This window comes from Phenylobacterium sp. P4_E10, from assembly GCF_056401675.1.
The window spans coordinates 114783-130399 of sequence record NZ_JBFUIW010000008.1 but is presented as its reverse complement, the minus strand read 5'-3'; the positions used below and the strand labels follow the sequence as shown (position 1 = coordinate 130399).

The 15617-nt window shown below is 68.0% G+C and carries 17 protein-coding genes; 5 read left to right on the top strand and 12 right to left on the bottom strand.

All coding sequences use genetic code 11. The annotated features are described in order from the left end of the window. Position 1 precedes the first annotated feature (1 nt). Complete coding sequence (locus AC1DQJ_RS11545) at positions 2-1834, bottom strand: transglycosylase domain-containing protein (protein WP_477603346.1); 1833 nt, start codon at positions 1832-1834, stop codon at positions 2-4. Positions 1835-2125: 291 nt separating this feature from the next. Here AC1DQJ_RS11545 and AC1DQJ_RS11540 point away from each other — a divergent pair, with 291 nt between their 5' ends. Further along, on the top strand, positions 2126-3259 hold the full coding sequence (locus tag AC1DQJ_RS11540) for a serine hydrolase domain-containing protein (RefSeq protein ID WP_477603344.1): 1134 nt from the start codon (positions 2126-2128) through the stop codon (positions 3257-3259). A 24-nt stretch (positions 3260-3283) separates the two neighbouring features. Here AC1DQJ_RS11540 and AC1DQJ_RS11535 read toward each other — a convergent pair whose 3' ends face one another. The 3 genes from AC1DQJ_RS11535 to AC1DQJ_RS11525 form a co-directional block, all read right to left on the bottom strand. Beyond that, positions 3284-4021 (bottom strand): M48 family metallopeptidase, encoded by a 738-nt coding sequence (locus tag AC1DQJ_RS11535; RefSeq protein WP_477603342.1) that lies wholly within the window; start codon positions 4019-4021, stop codon positions 3284-3286. 10 nt (positions 4022-4031) lie between these two features. Beyond that, entirely contained in the window at positions 4032-5303 is a 1272-nt protein-coding gene (locus AC1DQJ_RS11530) for a polyhydroxyalkanoate depolymerase (protein ID WP_477603512.1), read from the bottom strand. A gap of 115 nt (positions 5304-5418) precedes the next feature. Beyond that, positions 5419-6009 carry an SCO family protein gene (locus AC1DQJ_RS11525; protein ID WP_477603340.1) on the bottom strand — a complete coding sequence of 197 codons (591 nt, stop codon included), beginning with the start codon at positions 6007-6009 and terminating at the stop codon, positions 5419-5421. Between the two features lie 56 nt (positions 6010-6065). Here AC1DQJ_RS11525 and AC1DQJ_RS11520 point away from each other — a divergent pair, with 56 nt between their 5' ends. The 3 genes from AC1DQJ_RS11520 to AC1DQJ_RS11510 all read left to right on the top strand — a co-directional run bounded on the left by AC1DQJ_RS11520 (position 6066) and on the right by AC1DQJ_RS11510 (position 8723). Then, positions 6066-7490: an ActS/PrrB/RegB family redox-sensitive histidine kinase gene (locus AC1DQJ_RS11520; RefSeq protein WP_477603338.1), complete on the top strand. Its 1425-nt coding sequence runs from the start codon at positions 6066-6068 to the stop codon at positions 7488-7490. A gap of 81 nt (positions 7491-7571) precedes the next feature. Further along, complete coding sequence (locus AC1DQJ_RS11515; protein WP_477603336.1) at positions 7572-8129, top strand: ActR/PrrA/RegA family redox response regulator transcription factor; 558 nt, start codon at positions 7572-7574, stop codon at positions 8127-8129. Between the two features lie 72 nt (positions 8130-8201). Further along, on the top strand, positions 8202-8723 hold the full coding sequence (locus tag AC1DQJ_RS11510; RefSeq protein ID WP_477603334.1) for a thioredoxin family protein: 522 nt from the start codon (positions 8202-8204) through the stop codon (positions 8721-8723). Between the two features lie 4 nt (positions 8724-8727). Here AC1DQJ_RS11510 and mmcB read toward each other — a convergent pair whose 3' ends face one another. The 5 genes from mmcB to AC1DQJ_RS11485 form a co-directional block, all read right to left on the bottom strand. Continuing rightward, positions 8728-9183 carry a DNA repair putative endonuclease MmcB gene (gene mmcB, locus AC1DQJ_RS11505; protein WP_477603332.1) on the bottom strand — a complete coding sequence of 152 codons (456 nt, stop codon included), beginning with the start codon at positions 9181-9183 and terminating at the stop codon, positions 8728-8730. Between the two features lie 39 nt (positions 9184-9222). Beyond that, a complete protein-coding gene (locus AC1DQJ_RS11500; protein ID WP_477603330.1) occupies positions 9223-9744 on the bottom strand; it encodes a lipocalin family protein in 522 nt (173 codons plus the stop codon). Between the two features lie 84 nt (positions 9745-9828). Continuing rightward, on the bottom strand, positions 9829-10953 hold the full coding sequence (locus AC1DQJ_RS11495; RefSeq protein ID WP_477603328.1) for a ferritin-like domain-containing protein: 1125 nt from the start codon (positions 10951-10953) through the stop codon (positions 9829-9831). 194 nt (positions 10954-11147) lie between these two features. Then, a complete protein-coding gene (locus tag AC1DQJ_RS11490) occupies positions 11148-12278 on the bottom strand; it encodes a ferritin-like domain-containing protein (RefSeq protein WP_477603326.1) in 1131 nt (376 codons plus the stop codon). A 185-nt stretch (positions 12279-12463) separates the two neighbouring features. Next, the gene (locus AC1DQJ_RS11485; protein ID WP_477603510.1) at positions 12464-13594 is read right to left on the bottom strand and encodes a ferritin-like domain-containing protein; all 1131 of its coding nucleotides are present in this window, start codon (positions 13592-13594) and stop codon (positions 12464-12466) included. Between the two features lie 151 nt (positions 13595-13745). Here AC1DQJ_RS11485 and AC1DQJ_RS11480 point away from each other — a divergent pair, with 151 nt between their 5' ends. Next, positions 13746-14222: a hypothetical protein gene (locus AC1DQJ_RS11480; protein WP_477603324.1), complete on the top strand. Its 477-nt coding sequence runs from the start codon at positions 13746-13748 to the stop codon at positions 14220-14222. Here the strand turns inward: AC1DQJ_RS11480 and AC1DQJ_RS11475 are convergent. The 3 genes from AC1DQJ_RS11475 to AC1DQJ_RS11465 form a co-directional block, all read right to left on the bottom strand. Continuing rightward, on the bottom strand, positions 14191-14529 hold the full coding sequence (locus tag AC1DQJ_RS11475; protein WP_477603322.1) for a YciI family protein: 339 nt from the start codon (positions 14527-14529) through the stop codon (positions 14191-14193). The two genes, AC1DQJ_RS11480 and AC1DQJ_RS11475, sit on opposite strands and share 32 nt — an antisense overlap. Positions 14530-14613: 84 nt before the next feature. Next, positions 14614-15021: a metallopeptidase family protein gene (locus AC1DQJ_RS11470; protein WP_477603320.1), complete on the bottom strand. Its 408-nt coding sequence runs from the start codon at positions 15019-15021 to the stop codon at positions 14614-14616. Beyond that, the gene (locus AC1DQJ_RS11465) at positions 15014-15598 is read right to left on the bottom strand and encodes a hypothetical protein (protein ID WP_477603318.1); all 585 of its coding nucleotides are present in this window, start codon (positions 15596-15598) and stop codon (positions 15014-15016) included. Before AC1DQJ_RS11465 ends, AC1DQJ_RS11470 begins: the two co-directional genes overlap by 8 nt. Between the last annotated feature and the right edge of the window lie 19 nt (positions 15599-15617).

Below are 15617 nucleotides of genomic sequence, written 5' to 3'. Positions count from 1 at the left end.
GCTAGGTCGGCGGAACTCCGGCCACCTCGGTGGTCGGCGCCTCGGCCGGCAGCTCCAACAGCGTCTCGATCGTTTCGGGCGGCGGGGGCGGCGGCAGCGCCACCACCGGCGGCGGGCCGGCGGGAATCGGCTGGGCCGGAACCCGCTTCAGCGCCGCGGTCATGAAGCCCTTCCACAGCTCGGCCGGGGCGGACCCACCGGTGATCCGCTTCATCGGCGCGCCGCTGTCGTTGCCCATCCAAACCACAGTGGTGAAGCCGCCGGTGTAGCCGGCGAACCAGGCGTCCTTGTAGTCGCTGGTGGTGCCGGTCTTGCCGGCCAGGTCGTAGCCAGGGATCGCCGCCCGCGCACCCGTGCCGCCGGACACCACGCCGCGCAGCATGCGGTTGAGGTCGCTCAACGCCGGATTGGCGATCACCGCCGCCGAACTTGGCTTGCGTTGATAGAGCACCTGTCCGCCCAGGGTGCGGATCTTCTCGATGCCGTAGGCGCTGACCCGGTTGCCGCCGTTTGAGAACGCCCCATAGGCCTGGGCCATCTCCAGGGGCGAGACCAGGCTGGTCCCCAGCGCCATGGCCGGATCGGTGTTCACCGGCGAGACGATGCCCAGCCGCTTGGCCGTCGCCGCCACATTGGCGCGTCCCACTTCGTCGGCCAGCCGCACCGCCACCGTGTTGGTCGATTGCGCCACCGCCTGCTCCAGGGTCAGCACCCCGGCGTAGTTCCCGCTGTAGTTCTGCGGCGACCAGGTCCCGAAGATCACCGGCTCATCCACCACCGCCATGTCCGGGCTGCGTCCCGCTTCGAGCGCCGCCAGGTAGACGAATGGTTTCCAGGCCGAGCCGGCCTGACGCTTGGCGGTGACTGCGCGATTGTATGGCGCGGTGGCGTAGTCGGTCCCGCCGACCATCGCCCGCACCCGGCCCTGCCCGTCCAGGGCGACCAGCGCCGCCTGGCTGACGTCCTGAGCCGCATAGCGCGCCACGACGCCACGCACGCTGGCGGCGGCGGCGGTCTCCAGCGCCGCATCGAGCGTGGTCTCGACCACCACGTCCTGCTTGGGCTGACCGACTAGGCTGCGGCGCTGGCCGTCCAGCCAGTCGATGAAATAGCCAGCGGCCGAGCCGGTCGCGGCGCTGGCCAGCTTCAACGGTCGCGACATCGCCTTGGCGCGGTCGGCCGGCGTGATGGCCCCGGTCTCGACCATGGCGGCCAGCACCAGGTCGGCGCGCTGCGCCGCGCGCTCGGGCTCCTCGACCGGGTTGTAGTTGGTCGGCGATTTCAGCACCCCGGCCAGGGTCGCGGCCTCGCGCAGGTTCAGCTTGGCGGCCGGCTTGCCGAAATAGCGCCGGGAGGCCTGCTCGACGCCATAGGCGCCGGAGCCGAAATAGACCCGGCTCAGATAGAGGCCGAGGATCTGCTTCTTCGAATAGGTTCGCTCCAGCTGCACCGCATAGACCACCTCCTTGGCCTTGCGCTCCATGGTCTGGTCGGCGCTGAGGAAGAGGTTGCGGGCCAGCTGCTGGGTGATCGTCGAGGCGCCCTGCGCCGTGCGCCCCTGCTCGACATTGGCCACCACCGCCCGGGCGATGCCGATCGCGTCGAACCCGGTGTGCTCGTAGAACCGGCGATCCTCGATAGAGACGAAGGCGGCGGGCACGTAGGCCGGCAGCTTGGCGATGTCGACCGGCGGGCCGTAGCGCCCGCCGCGCACCCCGATCAACGCGCCGGTGCGGTCCAGATAGACCACCTGCGGATCACGCTTGATGGGCGGCAGAGGCGGCAGTTCGGGCGCGGTCAGCGACAGCGACGCGGCGACGGCGAGGGCAAGCAAAGTTCAGGGGCTCCGGGAGGCGGCCGGCGAGCGGCGGCCGCTGAGCGAGTTCTGTCCCGCCATTGCGGCGGTTCCAAGATAATTCGCGGTAATGGTCGGGAAGGCGGCCGCGACAAAAGCTGTCATCCCTCACGCATGCGGCGCCTAAGCGAATCGGTCCCGATCTTCGGGTCGTGGCAAGGCGGGTGGCCAAGATGGGGCGTTGACAGCCCACCAATGATCGGCGTCGCTGACGTGCGACGAGAGCCTCCGAAGGGGCCTGACGCGCCAGGGTGGAAGCCGGAGGAAAGCATGGGTTCGCAGACGATACAGGCGCTGCTCGACGAGGCGGTGGCCAAGGGCGTGGCGCCGGGTCTTACCGCCGCCATCGCGCGGGCCGACGGGACCGACAGCTTCCATGCCGCGGGCGTCCGTGGCGTGTCGGACCCGACACCGATGGGACCGGACGACACCTTCTGGATCGCCTCCTGCACCAAGGCGATCACCTCCGCGGCGGCGCTGCAGCTGGTGGAACGCGGGGTGCTGGATCTCGACGCGCCGATCGGCGAGCGGCTGCCGAACCTGGCCGCGCCGCAGGTGCTGGAGGGCTTCGAGCCTGACGGCGCGCCTCGCCTGCGCCCTGCAAGCAAGCCGCTGACGCTCCGCCGCCTGCTCACCCACACCTCGGGCCTGGCCTACGACTTCTTCCACGCCGACCTCGCCCGCTACTACGCCTCGACGGGCGGCAGCCTGATGGAAAGCGCGCCAAGCGATCCAGTGCTGGCCTTCGATCCCGGCGAGGGCTGGCAGTACGGCATCGGCCTCGACGCGGTCGGCTGGCTGGTCGAGCAGGCCACGGGCCAAGGGCTCGACGCCTATGTCGCCGAGCACATCACTCGCCCGCTCGGCATGGCCGACACCGCCTTCATGTCCACACCCGAGCTGGAGGCGCGCGCGGCCGGGATGCACCACCATACGCCCGACGGCGCCTTTATCTCCGTCCCGCACCTACCGTCGTCGCCCGCCTACTACGGCGGCGGCGGCCTGCGCTCCACGGCGCCCGACTATCTGAAGTTCCTTCGCGCCGTCGTCGCCGAAGACGGCGGCGGCGTTCTGGGGCCAAAGACGCTCCGCGGGCTGCGCGAAGCCGACAGCCCCTTGCCGGCCGGCGACCTGAACACGGCCATGCCGTTGCTCAGCCACGACTTCCGCCCAATGCCCGGCACGCGGAAGACCTGGACGCTGGGCTTTCTGCGTAACGAGGCCGACATCCCCGGCATGCGCCGCGCCGGCAGCCTCGCCTGGGGCGGCCTGGCCAACTGCTACTACTGGGCCGACCCGGCCAGCGGCGTGGCCGGCATGCTCTGCGGCCAGTTCCTGCCCTTCGCCGACCCCGGCATGCTGGCGACGTTCGAAGCGGTCGAGCGCGCGGTCTACGCGGAGTAGGCCACCGTCGCTTCCATGTGTGCTCTATCGCCCGAAGGCGTGCAGCCGCGCGCCTTCGTCCCTCAGCCAAGCGCGGTGCGGGCGCTCGTCGCCGACCAGGGCCTTCACATGCGCCCAGAAGCGCGGCCCGTGGTTCAGTTCCAGCAGGTGGGCGCACTCGTGGGCGGCCACGTAGTCGGCCACCTCGAACGGCGCCAAGGCCAGGCGCCATGAATAGCGGATCGCCGCAGGCTTGTTCGCGAGGCCCGGCCGGCAGGAGCCCCAGCGGGCCCGCGCGTCCATGATCGTCACGCTGGGCAGCCGGGTTCCCAGCTGCGCGCAGTGGAAGGCCGTGCGCTCCCCGAACACCCGCAGCGCCTCGCGGCGGATAATGCGGATGACGGCGTTAGCGTAGGTCTGGCCCTCGCCGCGGGCGCTGATCCGCATCGGCAATGCTTCGGTGGCCGGGTGCAGCCGCGCCGGCTTGTCGCTGGCCTCCAGCGCGCAGGGCTCGCCGAACAGGCTGACGATCATGCCCGGCGCGATCGCCTGGCTCTGCGGCAGCTCGGCCAGACGCTCGGCGATCCAGGAGGCGCGGTCGCGGGCGAAGGCGGCGGCCTCCGGCAGCCGTCGCTGCGAGGGGGCGGTGGCGACGATCTCGCGCTTGGTGCGGTCGAGCCGCAGCGAGATCCGCCGCGCGCGGCTGTGAACCTTCAGACGGACCGTCGCGCCGGCCACGTCGAGCCGGTCGCCGTCTGCGAGCGAGCGGCCAAAGAAACTCATGGACGCAGACTTAAGCTGCGTCGCGGGCCTTTTCGAGAGCGCCTTCCATGCGGCGGATGAACGCTCGCACCCGCGGATAGATCTCCTCGCGGAAGCGGCGGCCGTTGAACACCCCGTAGTGGCCCACATGCGGCTGCACGTAGTCCTCCTTGAAGTCATCGGAGAGCCCGGTGCACAGCGCGTGGGCCGCCTGCGTCTGGCCGATGCCGGAGATGTCGTCGTTCTCGCCCTCGACCGTCAGCAGTCCGATGTCGTTGATCGACCCGGGCTGGATCGGCCGGCCGCGGTGGACCAGCTCGCCCTTCGGCAACAGATACTGCTGGAACACGTAGTCGATGGTCTGAAGATAGAATTCTTCGGGCAGGTCGAGGACCGAGAGGTACTCGTCATAGAATTCCAGATGCTTGTCGGCAGCGTCGCCGTCACCCTTCATCAGGTCTTCCAGGTACTGCTTGTGGGCGTCCTGGTGCTTCTCGGCGTTCATCGACATGAACGAATAGAGCTGCACGAAGCCCGGATAGACGCGGCGGCCCATCCCCGGATAGGGCGCGGGCACGGTGTCGATCATGGTCGACTTGAACCAGGCGAAGGGTTTTTCCTCGGCCAGCTTGTTGGTGACCGTCGGCGACAGCCGCGCGTCGATCGGCGAGCCCATGATGGTCATGGTCCCGGGACGGCAGTCCTCGCCGTCCTCGGCCATCAGCGCCGCGGCGGCCAGCACCGCCGGTCCCGGCTGGCAGACGGCGACCACGTGCGGGCGCGGCCCCAGCTGGCGCAGCATGTCGCGCACATGGTCGACGTAGTCATGGAAGTCGAAGCGGCCTTCCATGACCGGCACGTCGCGCGCGTTCGACCAATCGGTGATGAACACCTCGTGGTCTTGCAGGAAGGCTTCGACGGTCCCGCGCAGCAGGGTGGCGTAGTGGCCCGACAGCGGCGCGACGATCAGCACCGCCGGCTCCAGCTCGCGGCGTCCGGCGCGGCGCATGTCGGCCATGTCGCGGTCGAAATGGATCAGCTTCACCCAGGGCGTCGACCACACCTCGGTCGGGCGCACGCGAACCGGGTGGCCGTCGATCTGGACGCTGTCGACGTTCCAGGCCGGCCGCCCATAGCGCCGCGTGAGGTTGGCGAAGAGGTCCGAATTGGCGAACAGCCGCCGGCCAAGATCGGTGTCCTTGGCGGGGTTCAGGGGCGACGACCAGAAATCGCGCGTGGCCCGCGCGGCCCAGCGCAGCGGGGTGGAGGCGTAATAGCCGGCCTCATAGAGCGTGTAGAGCATCGCCGAGTCCTCTTTGCTGCGGCGCAGCATAACACGCGCAATATTAAGAGAGTCCAGCGGTAAACCGCGACAAGGTGAAGCTGCCTGGGGCGGGCGCCTGATCGCGCGTGGTCGCCTAGCGCATCGCTTCGGAGATCTGCCGCGTGACCTCCTCGGGCGAGATTCCGAAGGGGATCACCCGGTCGAATTGGCCCTTGGGGTTCATCAGGTAGGTCGGGGTCGAGTGGTCGACCAGGAAGTCGGCCCCCTCGCCGCGCTTCTTGTAATAGACCCGATAGGCCTTGGCGGCGGCGGCCACCTGCTCGGGCGTCCCGGTCAGGCCGACCGTCCCCTTGGGGAACACCTCGTTGGAGAGGTAGGTCTTCAACTGGGAGGGCGTATCGCGCTCGGGATCGACCGAGATGAACACCACCTGCAGCTTGTCGGCCTTGGGACCCAGCTGCTGCTGCGCTGCGCCCAGCACCTGCATAGTCGTCGGGCAGACGTCGGGGCAGTAGGTGAAGCCGAAGAACACCGCCGTCCACTTGCCCTTCAGGATCTTCTCGTCGACCGGCTTGCCGTCCTGGTTCACCAGCTGGAACGGTCCGCCGACCATCGCCGCGCCCCGGTCCTCCTCCTTGAACACCCCCGCCTTCCAGGCGACTGCGCCCAGGAAGACCAGGCCGATCACGCAGGCGGCGATGAGGATCAGATTGCGGCGGGACATGGAAACAACCTTTGGGCTCGTCAGGCGCAAGTTTAGGCGCGATGCTGGCGGGCATGATGGCTTCGACGCGGAAACCGTCTTCGCCTGGGACTGCGCCGGGCCTCGATAGGCAAAGGTCCGATCAGGCGCAAGGCGTCGCGGGCCTGGGCGACGCCGACTGGAACGCCGAGGGTTGGGACATGGCGCGCGCCCAGGGCGGGCGTCTGCGCATGCGCACGTTGGTCACCCTACGCTGGATGATCATCGCCGGCGAGCTGCTGGTGTTCATCGCCGCCAGCCTGGTGCTCGGCTTCGAGGCCCCTTACACGCTTTGCTTCGCCGTGATCGCCGCCGCCGGCTGGGCCAACCTGCTGACCGGCGTCGCCTCGCCGGGCCAACGGCTGATCGGCGGCTGGGAGGCGGTCGCCCAGCTTGGCTTCGACATCGGCCAGATCTCTATCCTGCTGTTCCTGACGGGCGGGGCCGCCAATCCATTCATCCTCATGCTGCTGGCCCCGGTCACCCTCGGTGCGGCGGCCCTAGCGCCGAGGTCGGTGCTGGTCCTCGCCGGCATGGCGATCGTCGCCTCGGTGCTGCTGGCCTTCGTGCGCCTGCCGCTGCCGGGCCTTAACGGCGTCTCGATCGAGCCGCCGTTGGCCTTTCTGATCGGCTGCGCCGTCGCCAACGTGGCCGGGATCATCGTCATCGCCGGCACGGTGCGCCAGGCGGCCGGCGAGTCCTCGCGCATGGCCCTGGCGCTCGACGTCACTCAGGCGGTGCTGGCCCGCGAGCAGCGCCTGTCGGCCCTAGGCGCTCTGGCGGCGGCCGCCGCTCACGAACTGGGCACGCCGCTCGCCACCATCTCCATCGTCTCCAAGGAGCTGGCCCGCGAGGCGCCGACCCCCAGCGTCCGCGACGACGCCGAGCTGCTGATGGCCCAGGCCGAGCGCTGCGGCGAGATCCTGCGGCGCCTGACCGACGCCCCGGCCGCCGCCTCCGACGAGGTGCACGAGCGAATGAGCCTGCTGCAGCTGGTGCACGAGGTGATCGAACCACACGCAGAGGTGAAGGGCGTTCGAGTCGAGGCCATCGTCTCCGGCGCGCCCGGCGTCACCGCCCCGGACATCTGGCGGATGCCCGAGGTGCTGCACGCCATGACCTCCTTCGTGGAGAACGCCGTCGATTTCGCCGCCTCCGAGGTGCTGGTCTCCGTACGCTTCGACGCCGACAACGTCGGGATCGAAGTCCGAGACGACGGCCCTGGCTTCGCGCCCGAGGTGCTGGCCAAGCTGGGCGAGCCCTATGTCACAAGCCGCCCCGGGGTCGCGGGCGGCCGGACCGGCCATGTCGGAATGGGCCTGGGCTTCTTCATCGCCAAGACGCTGTTGGAACGGACAGGGGCCTCGGTGACTTTCCAAAATGGCAGGCCGCGCGGCGCCATCGTCGCGGCGCGCTGGCCGCGTGGGCGTATCGAAGTCAAAGGTGGGGACACAAGCGCCTGAAGACACTTGCGAAGCAACGCCATCCCGCGACATGATGCCGCAGGAGGCGTACGCGAAGAACGCCCCTATCGGAGGTTGCGCATGACCGATCTCTCCGCCGATATCGCCGCCCTTCCGGACAGAAGCCTGCTCGTCCTCGACGACGACGCGCCGCTGCGCACGCGGCTAGGCCGAGCCCTGGAGCAGCGGGGTTTCGAGACCACCCTGGTGGGGAGTGTCGCCGAGGCCCTGGCGGCGGTGAAGTCGAGCCCACCGGCCTATGCCGTGCTCGACATGCGGCTGGAGGACGGGACCGGCCTGAAGGTCGTCGAAGCGGTGCGCGAGGCGCGCCCCGACGCCAAGGTCGTCATGCTGACCGGCTACGGCAACATCGCCACCGCGGTGGCGGCGGTGAAATCCGGGGCCATCGATTATCTTTCCAAGCCGGCCGACGCCGACGACGTGGCCCGAGCTCTGCTGGCCCGCAAGGACGAGTCGCCGGCTCCCCCGGAAAACCCGATGAGCGCCGACCGCGTGCGCTGGGAGCACATCCAGCGGGTTTACGAGCTCTGCGGCCACAACGTCTCGGAGACCGCCCGGCGGCTCAACATGCACCGCCGCACCCTGCAGCGGATCCTCGCCAAACGCGCCCCGCGCTAAGCAGCGTTGCGCAGCGCGCGCCAAAGACTAAGGTCCCAGCTCAATTCCAATTGATTGAGTGGGACTTCGAGCATGAGACGGCGGATCCTCGCGGCGGCGGCCTTGATCGCGCTTCTGGCGGCGCCCGGCGCCCAGGCCGGCGTGCCGGCGCCCAAGGTCAGCATCGGCTCATACGCGCAGCTTCAAACCCCGCTGCCCTATCCCTATGACGAGGCGGCCGACGCCGACGCCGCCGTGGCCCGGGCCAAGGCCCGCGCCAAGGCGGGCCACAAGGTGTTGCTGATCGGCCTGGGCGGGAACTGGTGCGGCGACTGCCGCATCCTCGCCGCGACCCTGGCGTTGCCGGAGATGAAGGCCTTCGTCGGCAAGCACTTCGAGCTGGTCGAGGTCGATGTCGGGCGCTTCGACAAGAACCTGCAGATCCCGGCTCACTACGGCATCACCCAGCGGCTGGAAGGCGTCCCGGCCATCCTGGTCGTCGATCCGGTCACTGACCGGCTGCTGAACAAGGACACCGTCGCCTCGCTAGCCGACGCCCGCCACATGAGCCCCCAGGCCCTGGCCGACTGGTTCGCCCAGTGGGCGCGCCGCTGAGTTCTTAGCCTTCCAGCTGCGTGGCCATCACGCCCATGGCCCGCATCGCCGCCATGCGCGCGAAGGCGATGGTCAGCGACTTGCGCCGGGCCGGCGCCAGCGTGCTGACCGGCGCCTCGCGCAGCACCGCCCCGCCGAAGCCGTCGCAAACCAGCAGGCCCGGCTCCTCCGGCAGAATCTCGCGCGGGAACTCGGGGGCCACGGCGAAGGCGAAGCGGTCGCAATAGGGCATGTACTCGTGCCACTTGCGATCGACCCGGTAGTCCTCGATCCCCGACTTCACCTCGATGATCACCAGCTCGCCCCGGGGAGCCAGGGCCATCAGGTCGGCGCGGCGGCCATTGGGAAGGGTCACCTCGGCCAACGGCGCGTAGCCGAGATCGGTCAGCAGCCGTGCGGCGCCGCGGGTGACATTGGCGGTGATTTCCGGCCGGCTGACCGTGACGATCGTGACGTCCATGGCCAAAACATGTTCCTGTTTCGTTCGCTGCGCAAGCCGCTAGTTCGTGGCCGGCAGCGGGAACTCCAGGCGCCCGACGTCGTAGCCGAGCTGCCTGAGCCGAGCCACCGCCTGCGACTTGACCGGCGCCGGCAGGGTCGGCCGCTGCGACATCAACCAGACCGAACGGCCGCCCGGCGTGCCGAGGATCAGCCAGCCCTGATCGGGGCGATAGTCGAGCACCCAGTACTCCTGGCGCAGCAGGCCGTTGAAGAACGTCATCTGCAGCCTGGCGTTCGTCGCGGGATCGAGGACCTTGGCCTTGGCCTTCCACTCGGTCGCCGGGGCCGACAGGGAGCCCTTGTGGCAGGCCTGCACCACCGAGAAGCCCTCAGCTGACCGCGTCCAGTCCGAGGTGCCCCCCTGGCAGCCGGCCTGGATCTTGTTGGGCAGGCGCGCGACCTCGTACCAGCGGCCCATCATCTTGGTCAGCTCGATCTTCTGGCTGGGCGACGGCGGCGCCACGGCCAGGGCGGGGCCGGCCGTCAGAACAGCTGCAATGATGATGGCCAGTACGCGCATAGACCGCCCGGGCTCGAAGTTGAGAATGGCGACGCCCGCGGAATCTCTCCGCGGGCGTCGCCTCAAGATCAACCGAAAATTGGACTATTCCGCGGCAAGCGCGGCCGCTGCACGGTCCTTGAAATTGATGGTCTGCAGATAGCGGATGCCGTCCTCGGCGATGTCGTCGCCGACCATCCGGTCGCCCTCGGCCGCCAGCTCGTCCATATCGACATACAGGGCGTAGAACCCGCGGGTCCGGTCGGTGATCAGGCCGGCGTTCAGCAGGGTCTTGATGAGCACCCGGAAGATGTTGGTCTCGCCGCGCATCTTGCGGTTCGGATCGCGCGACTTGCGGCGTTCGACGATGTCGGCGACCACCCGCTCCGGATCGAGGCCGAACCGCGAATAGATCGCCTGCTGCTGCACCGGCGAGCCCTGGTTGAACAGCAGGCTCTGGGCGCAGTGCGCGGCCCAGTCCTCGACGACGTTGCGCTCGGACTCGGTCAGCTGCGGGATGGTGCGATCGGCCCAGATCTTCCCGAACTTGTGGTGGAAGGCCTCGTCGGTCATCACCAGCTGGAACAGCTTCTTGGCCAGCGGGTCGCGGTTGTGCTTGTAGCCGTTCGCGAAGGCGCCCATGGCCAGGCCCTCGACCAGCATCTGCATGCCGATGATCTTCTTGTAGACCTCCGGCGCTTCGATAATCTCGACCAGCAGGCTCTTCAGCGCCGCCCCGCATTCCACCGGCCGGCCCCAGCGGGCCTTGATGTACTTGGCGAAGGCCGTGACGTGGCGGGCTTCCTCGCGGGTCTGGTTGGCGGCGTATTCCTGCGCGCCTTGGTCGTAGAGCACATGGCAGAGGCTGGCCGAGAGGTTCAGCGCGCCCTGCTCGCCGTGCAGGATCGAGGAGAAGTTCCAGAGCTGCATGTAGTTGATGAAGGCGATCCGCTCCTTGGGATCCTTCAGGGTCTGCGCCACATAGGGCAGCTTCAGCACCGGATTAAGCTCCTCCGGCGTCATGGCCTCGTTTTCCATGTCGAAGGGCTCGTCGAAGTCGATGTACTTCTTGTCGAGCGGATCCCAGAAGTGGTCGTGGGTGGCCGAGATGATCTTGTCGAAGGCGGTCGTACGCTGGCCATAGCGGTCAAGCTGCAGCATGGACTCGAAGTCGTCAGGCGCGACCGCGCCGTACATGACGTCCTTGGTGATGTTGCCGTCGGCGCCCATCTGAACCTCCTGAATATCCATTCGCCCATCTGGAGCGGGCGCTTTCGAATATTCAGGAAGCATTGCGCCGAATGCCGGCCCGGTCAAAGAAATTGACCCCGACATCAGTATTCGAACCTAGCTTGGATCGGCCGACGCCGTGAGGCGTCATCCCGGTTTCGGCTGCAGGCCGAAGACCGGGATGACAGCCATTTCTACTCCGCCGCCAGCGTCACGTTCGCCGCGATCCGGTCCTTGAAGTTGATCTTCTGGAGGTACTTGATCCCCTCCTCGGCGATGTCGTCGCCGACCATCCGGTCGCCTTCCGCCTTCAGCTCCTCCATGTCGACATACATGCCGTAGAAGGCCCGCGTGCGGTCGGTGATGATCCCTGCGTTCAGGAGCGTCTTGATCAACACCCGGAAGATATTGGTCGCCTCCTTCATGTCCTCGCGGCGAACCTCGTCGGTGGCGACCAGCTGGATCTCCTCCAGCACCTTGGCCGGATCCAGCCCGAACTCCTCGTAGAGCGCGGTCTGTTCGCTGGGCGAGACCAGGTTGAACAGCAGGATCTGGAAGCAGTGCGCCGCCCAGTCCTCGACGATGTTGTGCTCGGCCGGGCTCAGTTTGGGGATGGTCCGGTCGGCCCAGATCTTCCCGAACTTGTGGTGGAAGGCCTCGTCGGTCATCACCAGCTGCATCAACTGCTTGCCGAGCGGGTCGTTGAGCTTCTGGTAGAAGGTGGCGAAGGCGCCCATGGCCAGGCCCTCGACCAGCATCTGCATACCAATGATCTTCTTGTAGACCTCGGGGCTACCGATGATGTCGACCAGCAGGTCCTGCAGCACCTTGCTGCATTCGATCGGTCGGCCCCAGCGCGCCTTGATGTACTTGGCGAAGGCGGTGACGTGGCGCGCCTCCTCGCGGGTCTGGTTGGCGGCGTATTCCTGCGCGCCCTGATCCAGCAGCACATGGCACAGAGAGGCCGAGAGGTTCAGCGCGCCCTGCTCGCCATGCAGGATCGACGAGAACGAATAGAGCAGCGACTTGTTGACGAACTGGGCCCGCAGCTCGGGCGTGTTCAGCTTGGCCTTCACATATTCGGTGTGCATGGCCGCGTTCAGCTCTTCGCCGATCAGCGGCTGGGTCTCCATGTCCCAAGGCGCGGAGAAGTCGATGTATTTCGGATCCAGCGGATCCCAGAAGTGGTCGTGGGTGGCCGAGATGATCTTGTCGAACGCGGTCGAGCGGTTGTTGTACCGGTCGAGGTCCAGCATCGACTCGAAGTCGTCCGGCGCGACTGCGTCGTAGATGATGTCCTTGGTGATGTTGCCGTCGGCGCCCATCGGCTAACTCCCTGAGTTCCTCGGACAAAAAGTCCAACACCGATGTTATGTGGGGTCAAAGGAAAATGACGCACCCGTCAAATTTGTAATGAACGCAGGCCGCGCCGCGCGACCAGGCCCAAACAAAAAGCGGCGCCCCAGCCTAGGCCGGAGCGCCGCCTTTGGAGCGACTGTGCAGGTCGCAGTTATTCCGCCGCGATCGAGATCGTGGACGCCAGGCGGTCCTTGAAGTTGATCTCCTGGAGGTACTTGATGCCCTCCTCGGCGATGTCGTCGCCGACCATCTTGTCGCCCTCGGCCTTCAACTCCTCGATGTCCACATAGGTGGCGTAGAAGGCCCGGGTCCGATCGGTGATGATCCCGGCGTTCAGCAGGGTCTTCACCAGCACCCGGAAGATGTTGGTCTGCTCCTTCATGTTCTCGCGGCGGGTCTCGTCGTTCATGTTCGCCGCCATCTCGGCGATGACACGGTCCGGATCGAGGCCGAATTCCTCATAGAGGTCGCGCTGCTGGGTGGGGGCCACCAGGTTGAACAGCAGGGTCTGGAAGCAGTGGGCCGCCCAGGTCTCGATGATCTCGTGCTCGGCCGCCGACAGCTTCGGAATGGTCCGGTCGGCCCAGATCTTCCCGAACTTGTGGTGGAAGGCCTCGTCGGTCATCACCAGCTGCATCAGCTTCTTGCCGAGCGGATCGCGGATGTTGTTGAAGAAGGTGGCGAAGGCGCCCATGGCCAGGCCTTCCACCAGCATCTGCATGCCGATGATCTTCTTGTAGACCTCGGGGCTGCCGATGATGTCGATCAGCAGCGCCTTCAGGGTCGGGCCGCATTCCACCGGCCGGCCCAAGCGGGCCTTGATGTACTTGGCGAAGGCCGTGACGTGGCGGGCCTCTTCGCGGGTCTGGTTGGCGGCGTATTCCTGCGCGCCCTGGTCCTTCAGCACGTGGCAGAGGCTGGCCGAGAGGTTCAGCGCGCCCTGCTCGCCGTGCAGGATCGAGGAGAACGAGCGCAGCGCCGACTGGTTGGCGAAGCGCACCCGGGTCTTCCAGTCCGACAGGTGGTTCGACACATAGTCGGTCGACAGCGAGATGATCATGTCCTCGGGGAGGAGCATCTCGTTTTCCATGTCGAACGGCTCGTCGAAGTCGATGTACTTCTTGTCGAGCGGATCCCAGAAGTGGTCGTGGGTGGCCGAGATGATCTTGTCGAAGGCGGTGGAGCGCGCGTTGTAGCGGTCCAGCTCCAGCATCGACTCGAAGTCGTCCGGAGCGACGGCGTCGTAGATGATGTCCTTGGTGATGTTGCCGTCGGCGGCCATCGGCTCTTCCTCCTGCGAGGCGCGCACGGCGCCTAAGTTTCCTCTTGGACGAACCCTCTCAACCGAACACCGATCCGTCAAGGAAAATGACGCTAGCGTCACTTTCCCGAGCCGCCTTGCCAGCCCCCGCCGGCCCGGCCAACGATGGCCAGTGCACGCAGCTTCACCGACGAGTCAGGCGACGCGGCTGGTGGTGATCGCGGCTGGCGGCCAGCTGGTCGGCTACGGGCTGTCGATGCTGCTGGCCCGCCGGCTCGGCGTCGCCGGGTTCGAGGCCTATGTCGTCGCCTCCGCCGCCTTCATCCTGCTGGCCGCCTTCGCGCCGCTGGGAACCGAGAAGCACGCCCTGCGCCAGCTTCCGGCCCTGCTGCAGCGCGCCGACTGGGGCCTGGCCTGCGGCCTCCTGCAGTTCGGCCTGCGGCGCACCCTGATCACCGCCGTGCTGACCGGGCTGGCCGTCGGAGCCTGGAGCGCCGCCTGGGTCGTCGCCGCGGCGGTGATGGCGCTGGCTTTCCGCCGAACCGCGCCGCCGCAGCTCTTCACCGCCAAGCCGGTCAGCACGCCAGCGGCGAGGAGTGACCCCTCCGGGCGACCTCCTACGATCCGGGGATCGGCAGCACTTCCATGATCTCGACCGAGTCGCCCGGGAAGATCGTGAAGTGCGGGTGGCCCTCGAACAGCCGCGCGGCTGCGTCATGGGACTCGGCGCGAACGATCACGTAGCCGGTGACGGCGTTGCGGATGTCGGTGACCCCGCCGGCCGTCGTCTTCTTGGTCTTGCCGAGCGGCCCGCCGGCGTCGACGACGTCGGCGGCGTGGCGGGTCATCCAGTCGCCCCAGGCCGCCATGCCCTTGGCGATCGTCTCCTCGCTAGGATCGCCGGGCCCTGGCCCAGCGGCAGGCGATCCCATGTACAGCGCCACGAAGTTCTTCATGTCCGCGTCCTTTCGGCGCCGACAGGCCCTGCGCCTGCCAGCCTCCTAAGGACGCCTGCGCCGACATCGTTCCGACATCGAGCCCTACTCCGCCGCCGCCTCGATGGCGTGGATGTCGTCGTCGCTGAGGCCGAAGTGGTGGCCGATCTCGTGCACCAGCACGTGGCCGATCAGTTCGCCCAGCGGAATGTCGCCGCGCGCCGCCCACTCGTCGAGGATCGCCCGGCGATAGAGGAAGATGCGGCTGGGCTCGGGCGAAGGGTCGAACACGGAGCGGTGACCGATATGCACGCCGCTGTAGAGCCCGGTCAGGTCGAACGGATCCTCGATGCCCAGCTCGTCCAGCACCTCCTCGCTGGCGAAGTCGTCGACGCGGAACACCACATCGCCGGCCAGCTTCTGGAAGCCCTCGGGCAAGGCGGCGAACGCCGCCTCGGCGAGGGCGGCGAGGTCGTCCAGGGACGGGGCGGTTCCGGCGTAGGGCTCACTCATCAGGCACGACTATATGGGGAGCCTCCGGCAACCGTGTCTCGAATAGCCCGATGTCCAGCGGCTGCTGCGGTTTGACCGCCTGCAGCGGCTGGCGGGTCAGGGCCCGCAGCGAGTCGCGGTCAATGTCCTCGCCGCCTTTGCGGCGCGCCTGCCGCGCCTGCACCGAACCGGCGTGGCGAACCGGCGGCGGGCCGATCCTCCAGTAGGAGATCATCGCCCGCCAGATCGTCGCCGGCGGCGGCGCGGGCGCCGGCCAGCGATGGCCGTCCTTGAACACCGGGCGCACGGCGGCCGGGGCCCGCGAGCGCCCGTTGCGCGGCGCGGCCTGCTCGACCAGCAAGACCACCCGGTCCTCGGCGGCGATGGCCGGGCGGCCCGGCCGCTCGTCCTCGACCCGTCCGGCCAGGGCGTCCAGCGCCGCCTCGCGGGTCGCATAGGTCGGCCCCACGGGCTCGGTGACGAAGGCCACCGCTTCGCCCACCGCCTGCACGGCCTCGCGCTCGCGCGCCGCTCGCGCGGGCGGTGCGTTGAAGGCCTGGCCGGCATCAGCGGCGACCGGATAGAGGATGGCGGTCATAACCTTCCGATCATCGCCG

What these genes read in the sequence shown, in the direction of transcription:
- AC1DQJ_RS11535 (WP_477603342.1), bottom strand. Translation starts at nt 4,021, where the DNA reads ATGAGTTTCTTTGGCCGCTCGCTCGCAGACGGCGACCGGCTCGACGTG.
- AC1DQJ_RS11485 (WP_477603510.1), bottom strand. Translation starts at nt 13,594, where the DNA reads ATGGCCGCCGACGGCAACATCACCAAGGACATCATCTACGACGCCGTC.
- AC1DQJ_RS11515 (WP_477603336.1), top strand. Translation starts at nt 7,572, where the DNA reads ATGACCGATCTCTCCGCCGATATCGCCGCCCTTCCGGACAGAAGCCTG.
- AC1DQJ_RS11495 (WP_477603328.1), bottom strand. Translation starts at nt 10,953, where the DNA reads ATGGGCGCCGACGGCAACATCACCAAGGACGTCATGTACGGCGCGGTC.
- AC1DQJ_RS11525 (WP_477603340.1), bottom strand. Translation starts at nt 6,009, where the DNA reads ATGTCCCGCCGCAATCTGATCCTCATCGCCGCCTGCGTGATCGGCCTG.
- AC1DQJ_RS11470 (WP_477603320.1), bottom strand. Translation starts at nt 15,021, where the DNA reads ATGAGTGAGCCCTACGCCGGAACCGCCCCGTCCCTGGACGACCTCGCC.
- AC1DQJ_RS11475 (WP_477603322.1), bottom strand. Translation starts at nt 14,529, where the DNA reads ATGAAGAACTTCGTGGCGCTGTACATGGGATCGCCTGCCGCTGGGCCA.
- AC1DQJ_RS11465 (WP_477603318.1), bottom strand. Translation starts at nt 15,598, where the DNA reads ATGACCGCCATCCTCTATCCGGTCGCCGCTGATGCCGGCCAGGCCTTC.
- AC1DQJ_RS11540 (WP_477603344.1), top strand. Translation starts at nt 2,126, where the DNA reads ATGGGTTCGCAGACGATACAGGCGCTGCTCGACGAGGCGGTGGCCAAG.
- AC1DQJ_RS11510 (WP_477603334.1), top strand. Translation starts at nt 8,202, where the DNA reads ATGAGACGGCGGATCCTCGCGGCGGCGGCCTTGATCGCGCTTCTGGCG.
- AC1DQJ_RS11530 (WP_477603512.1), bottom strand. Translation starts at nt 5,303, where the DNA reads ATGCTCTACACGCTCTATGAGGCCGGCTATTACGCCTCCACCCCGCTG.
- mmcB (WP_477603332.1), bottom strand. Translation starts at nt 9,183, where the DNA reads ATGGACGTCACGATCGTCACGGTCAGCCGGCCGGAAATCACCGCCAAT.
- AC1DQJ_RS11500 (WP_477603330.1), bottom strand. Translation starts at nt 9,744, where the DNA reads ATGCGCGTACTGGCCATCATCATTGCAGCTGTTCTGACGGCCGGCCCC.
- AC1DQJ_RS11520 (WP_477603338.1), top strand. Translation starts at nt 6,066, where the DNA reads ATGGCTTCGACGCGGAAACCGTCTTCGCCTGGGACTGCGCCGGGCCTC.
- AC1DQJ_RS11490 (WP_477603326.1), bottom strand. Translation starts at nt 12,278, where the DNA reads ATGGGCGCCGACGGCAACATCACCAAGGACATCATCTACGACGCAGTC.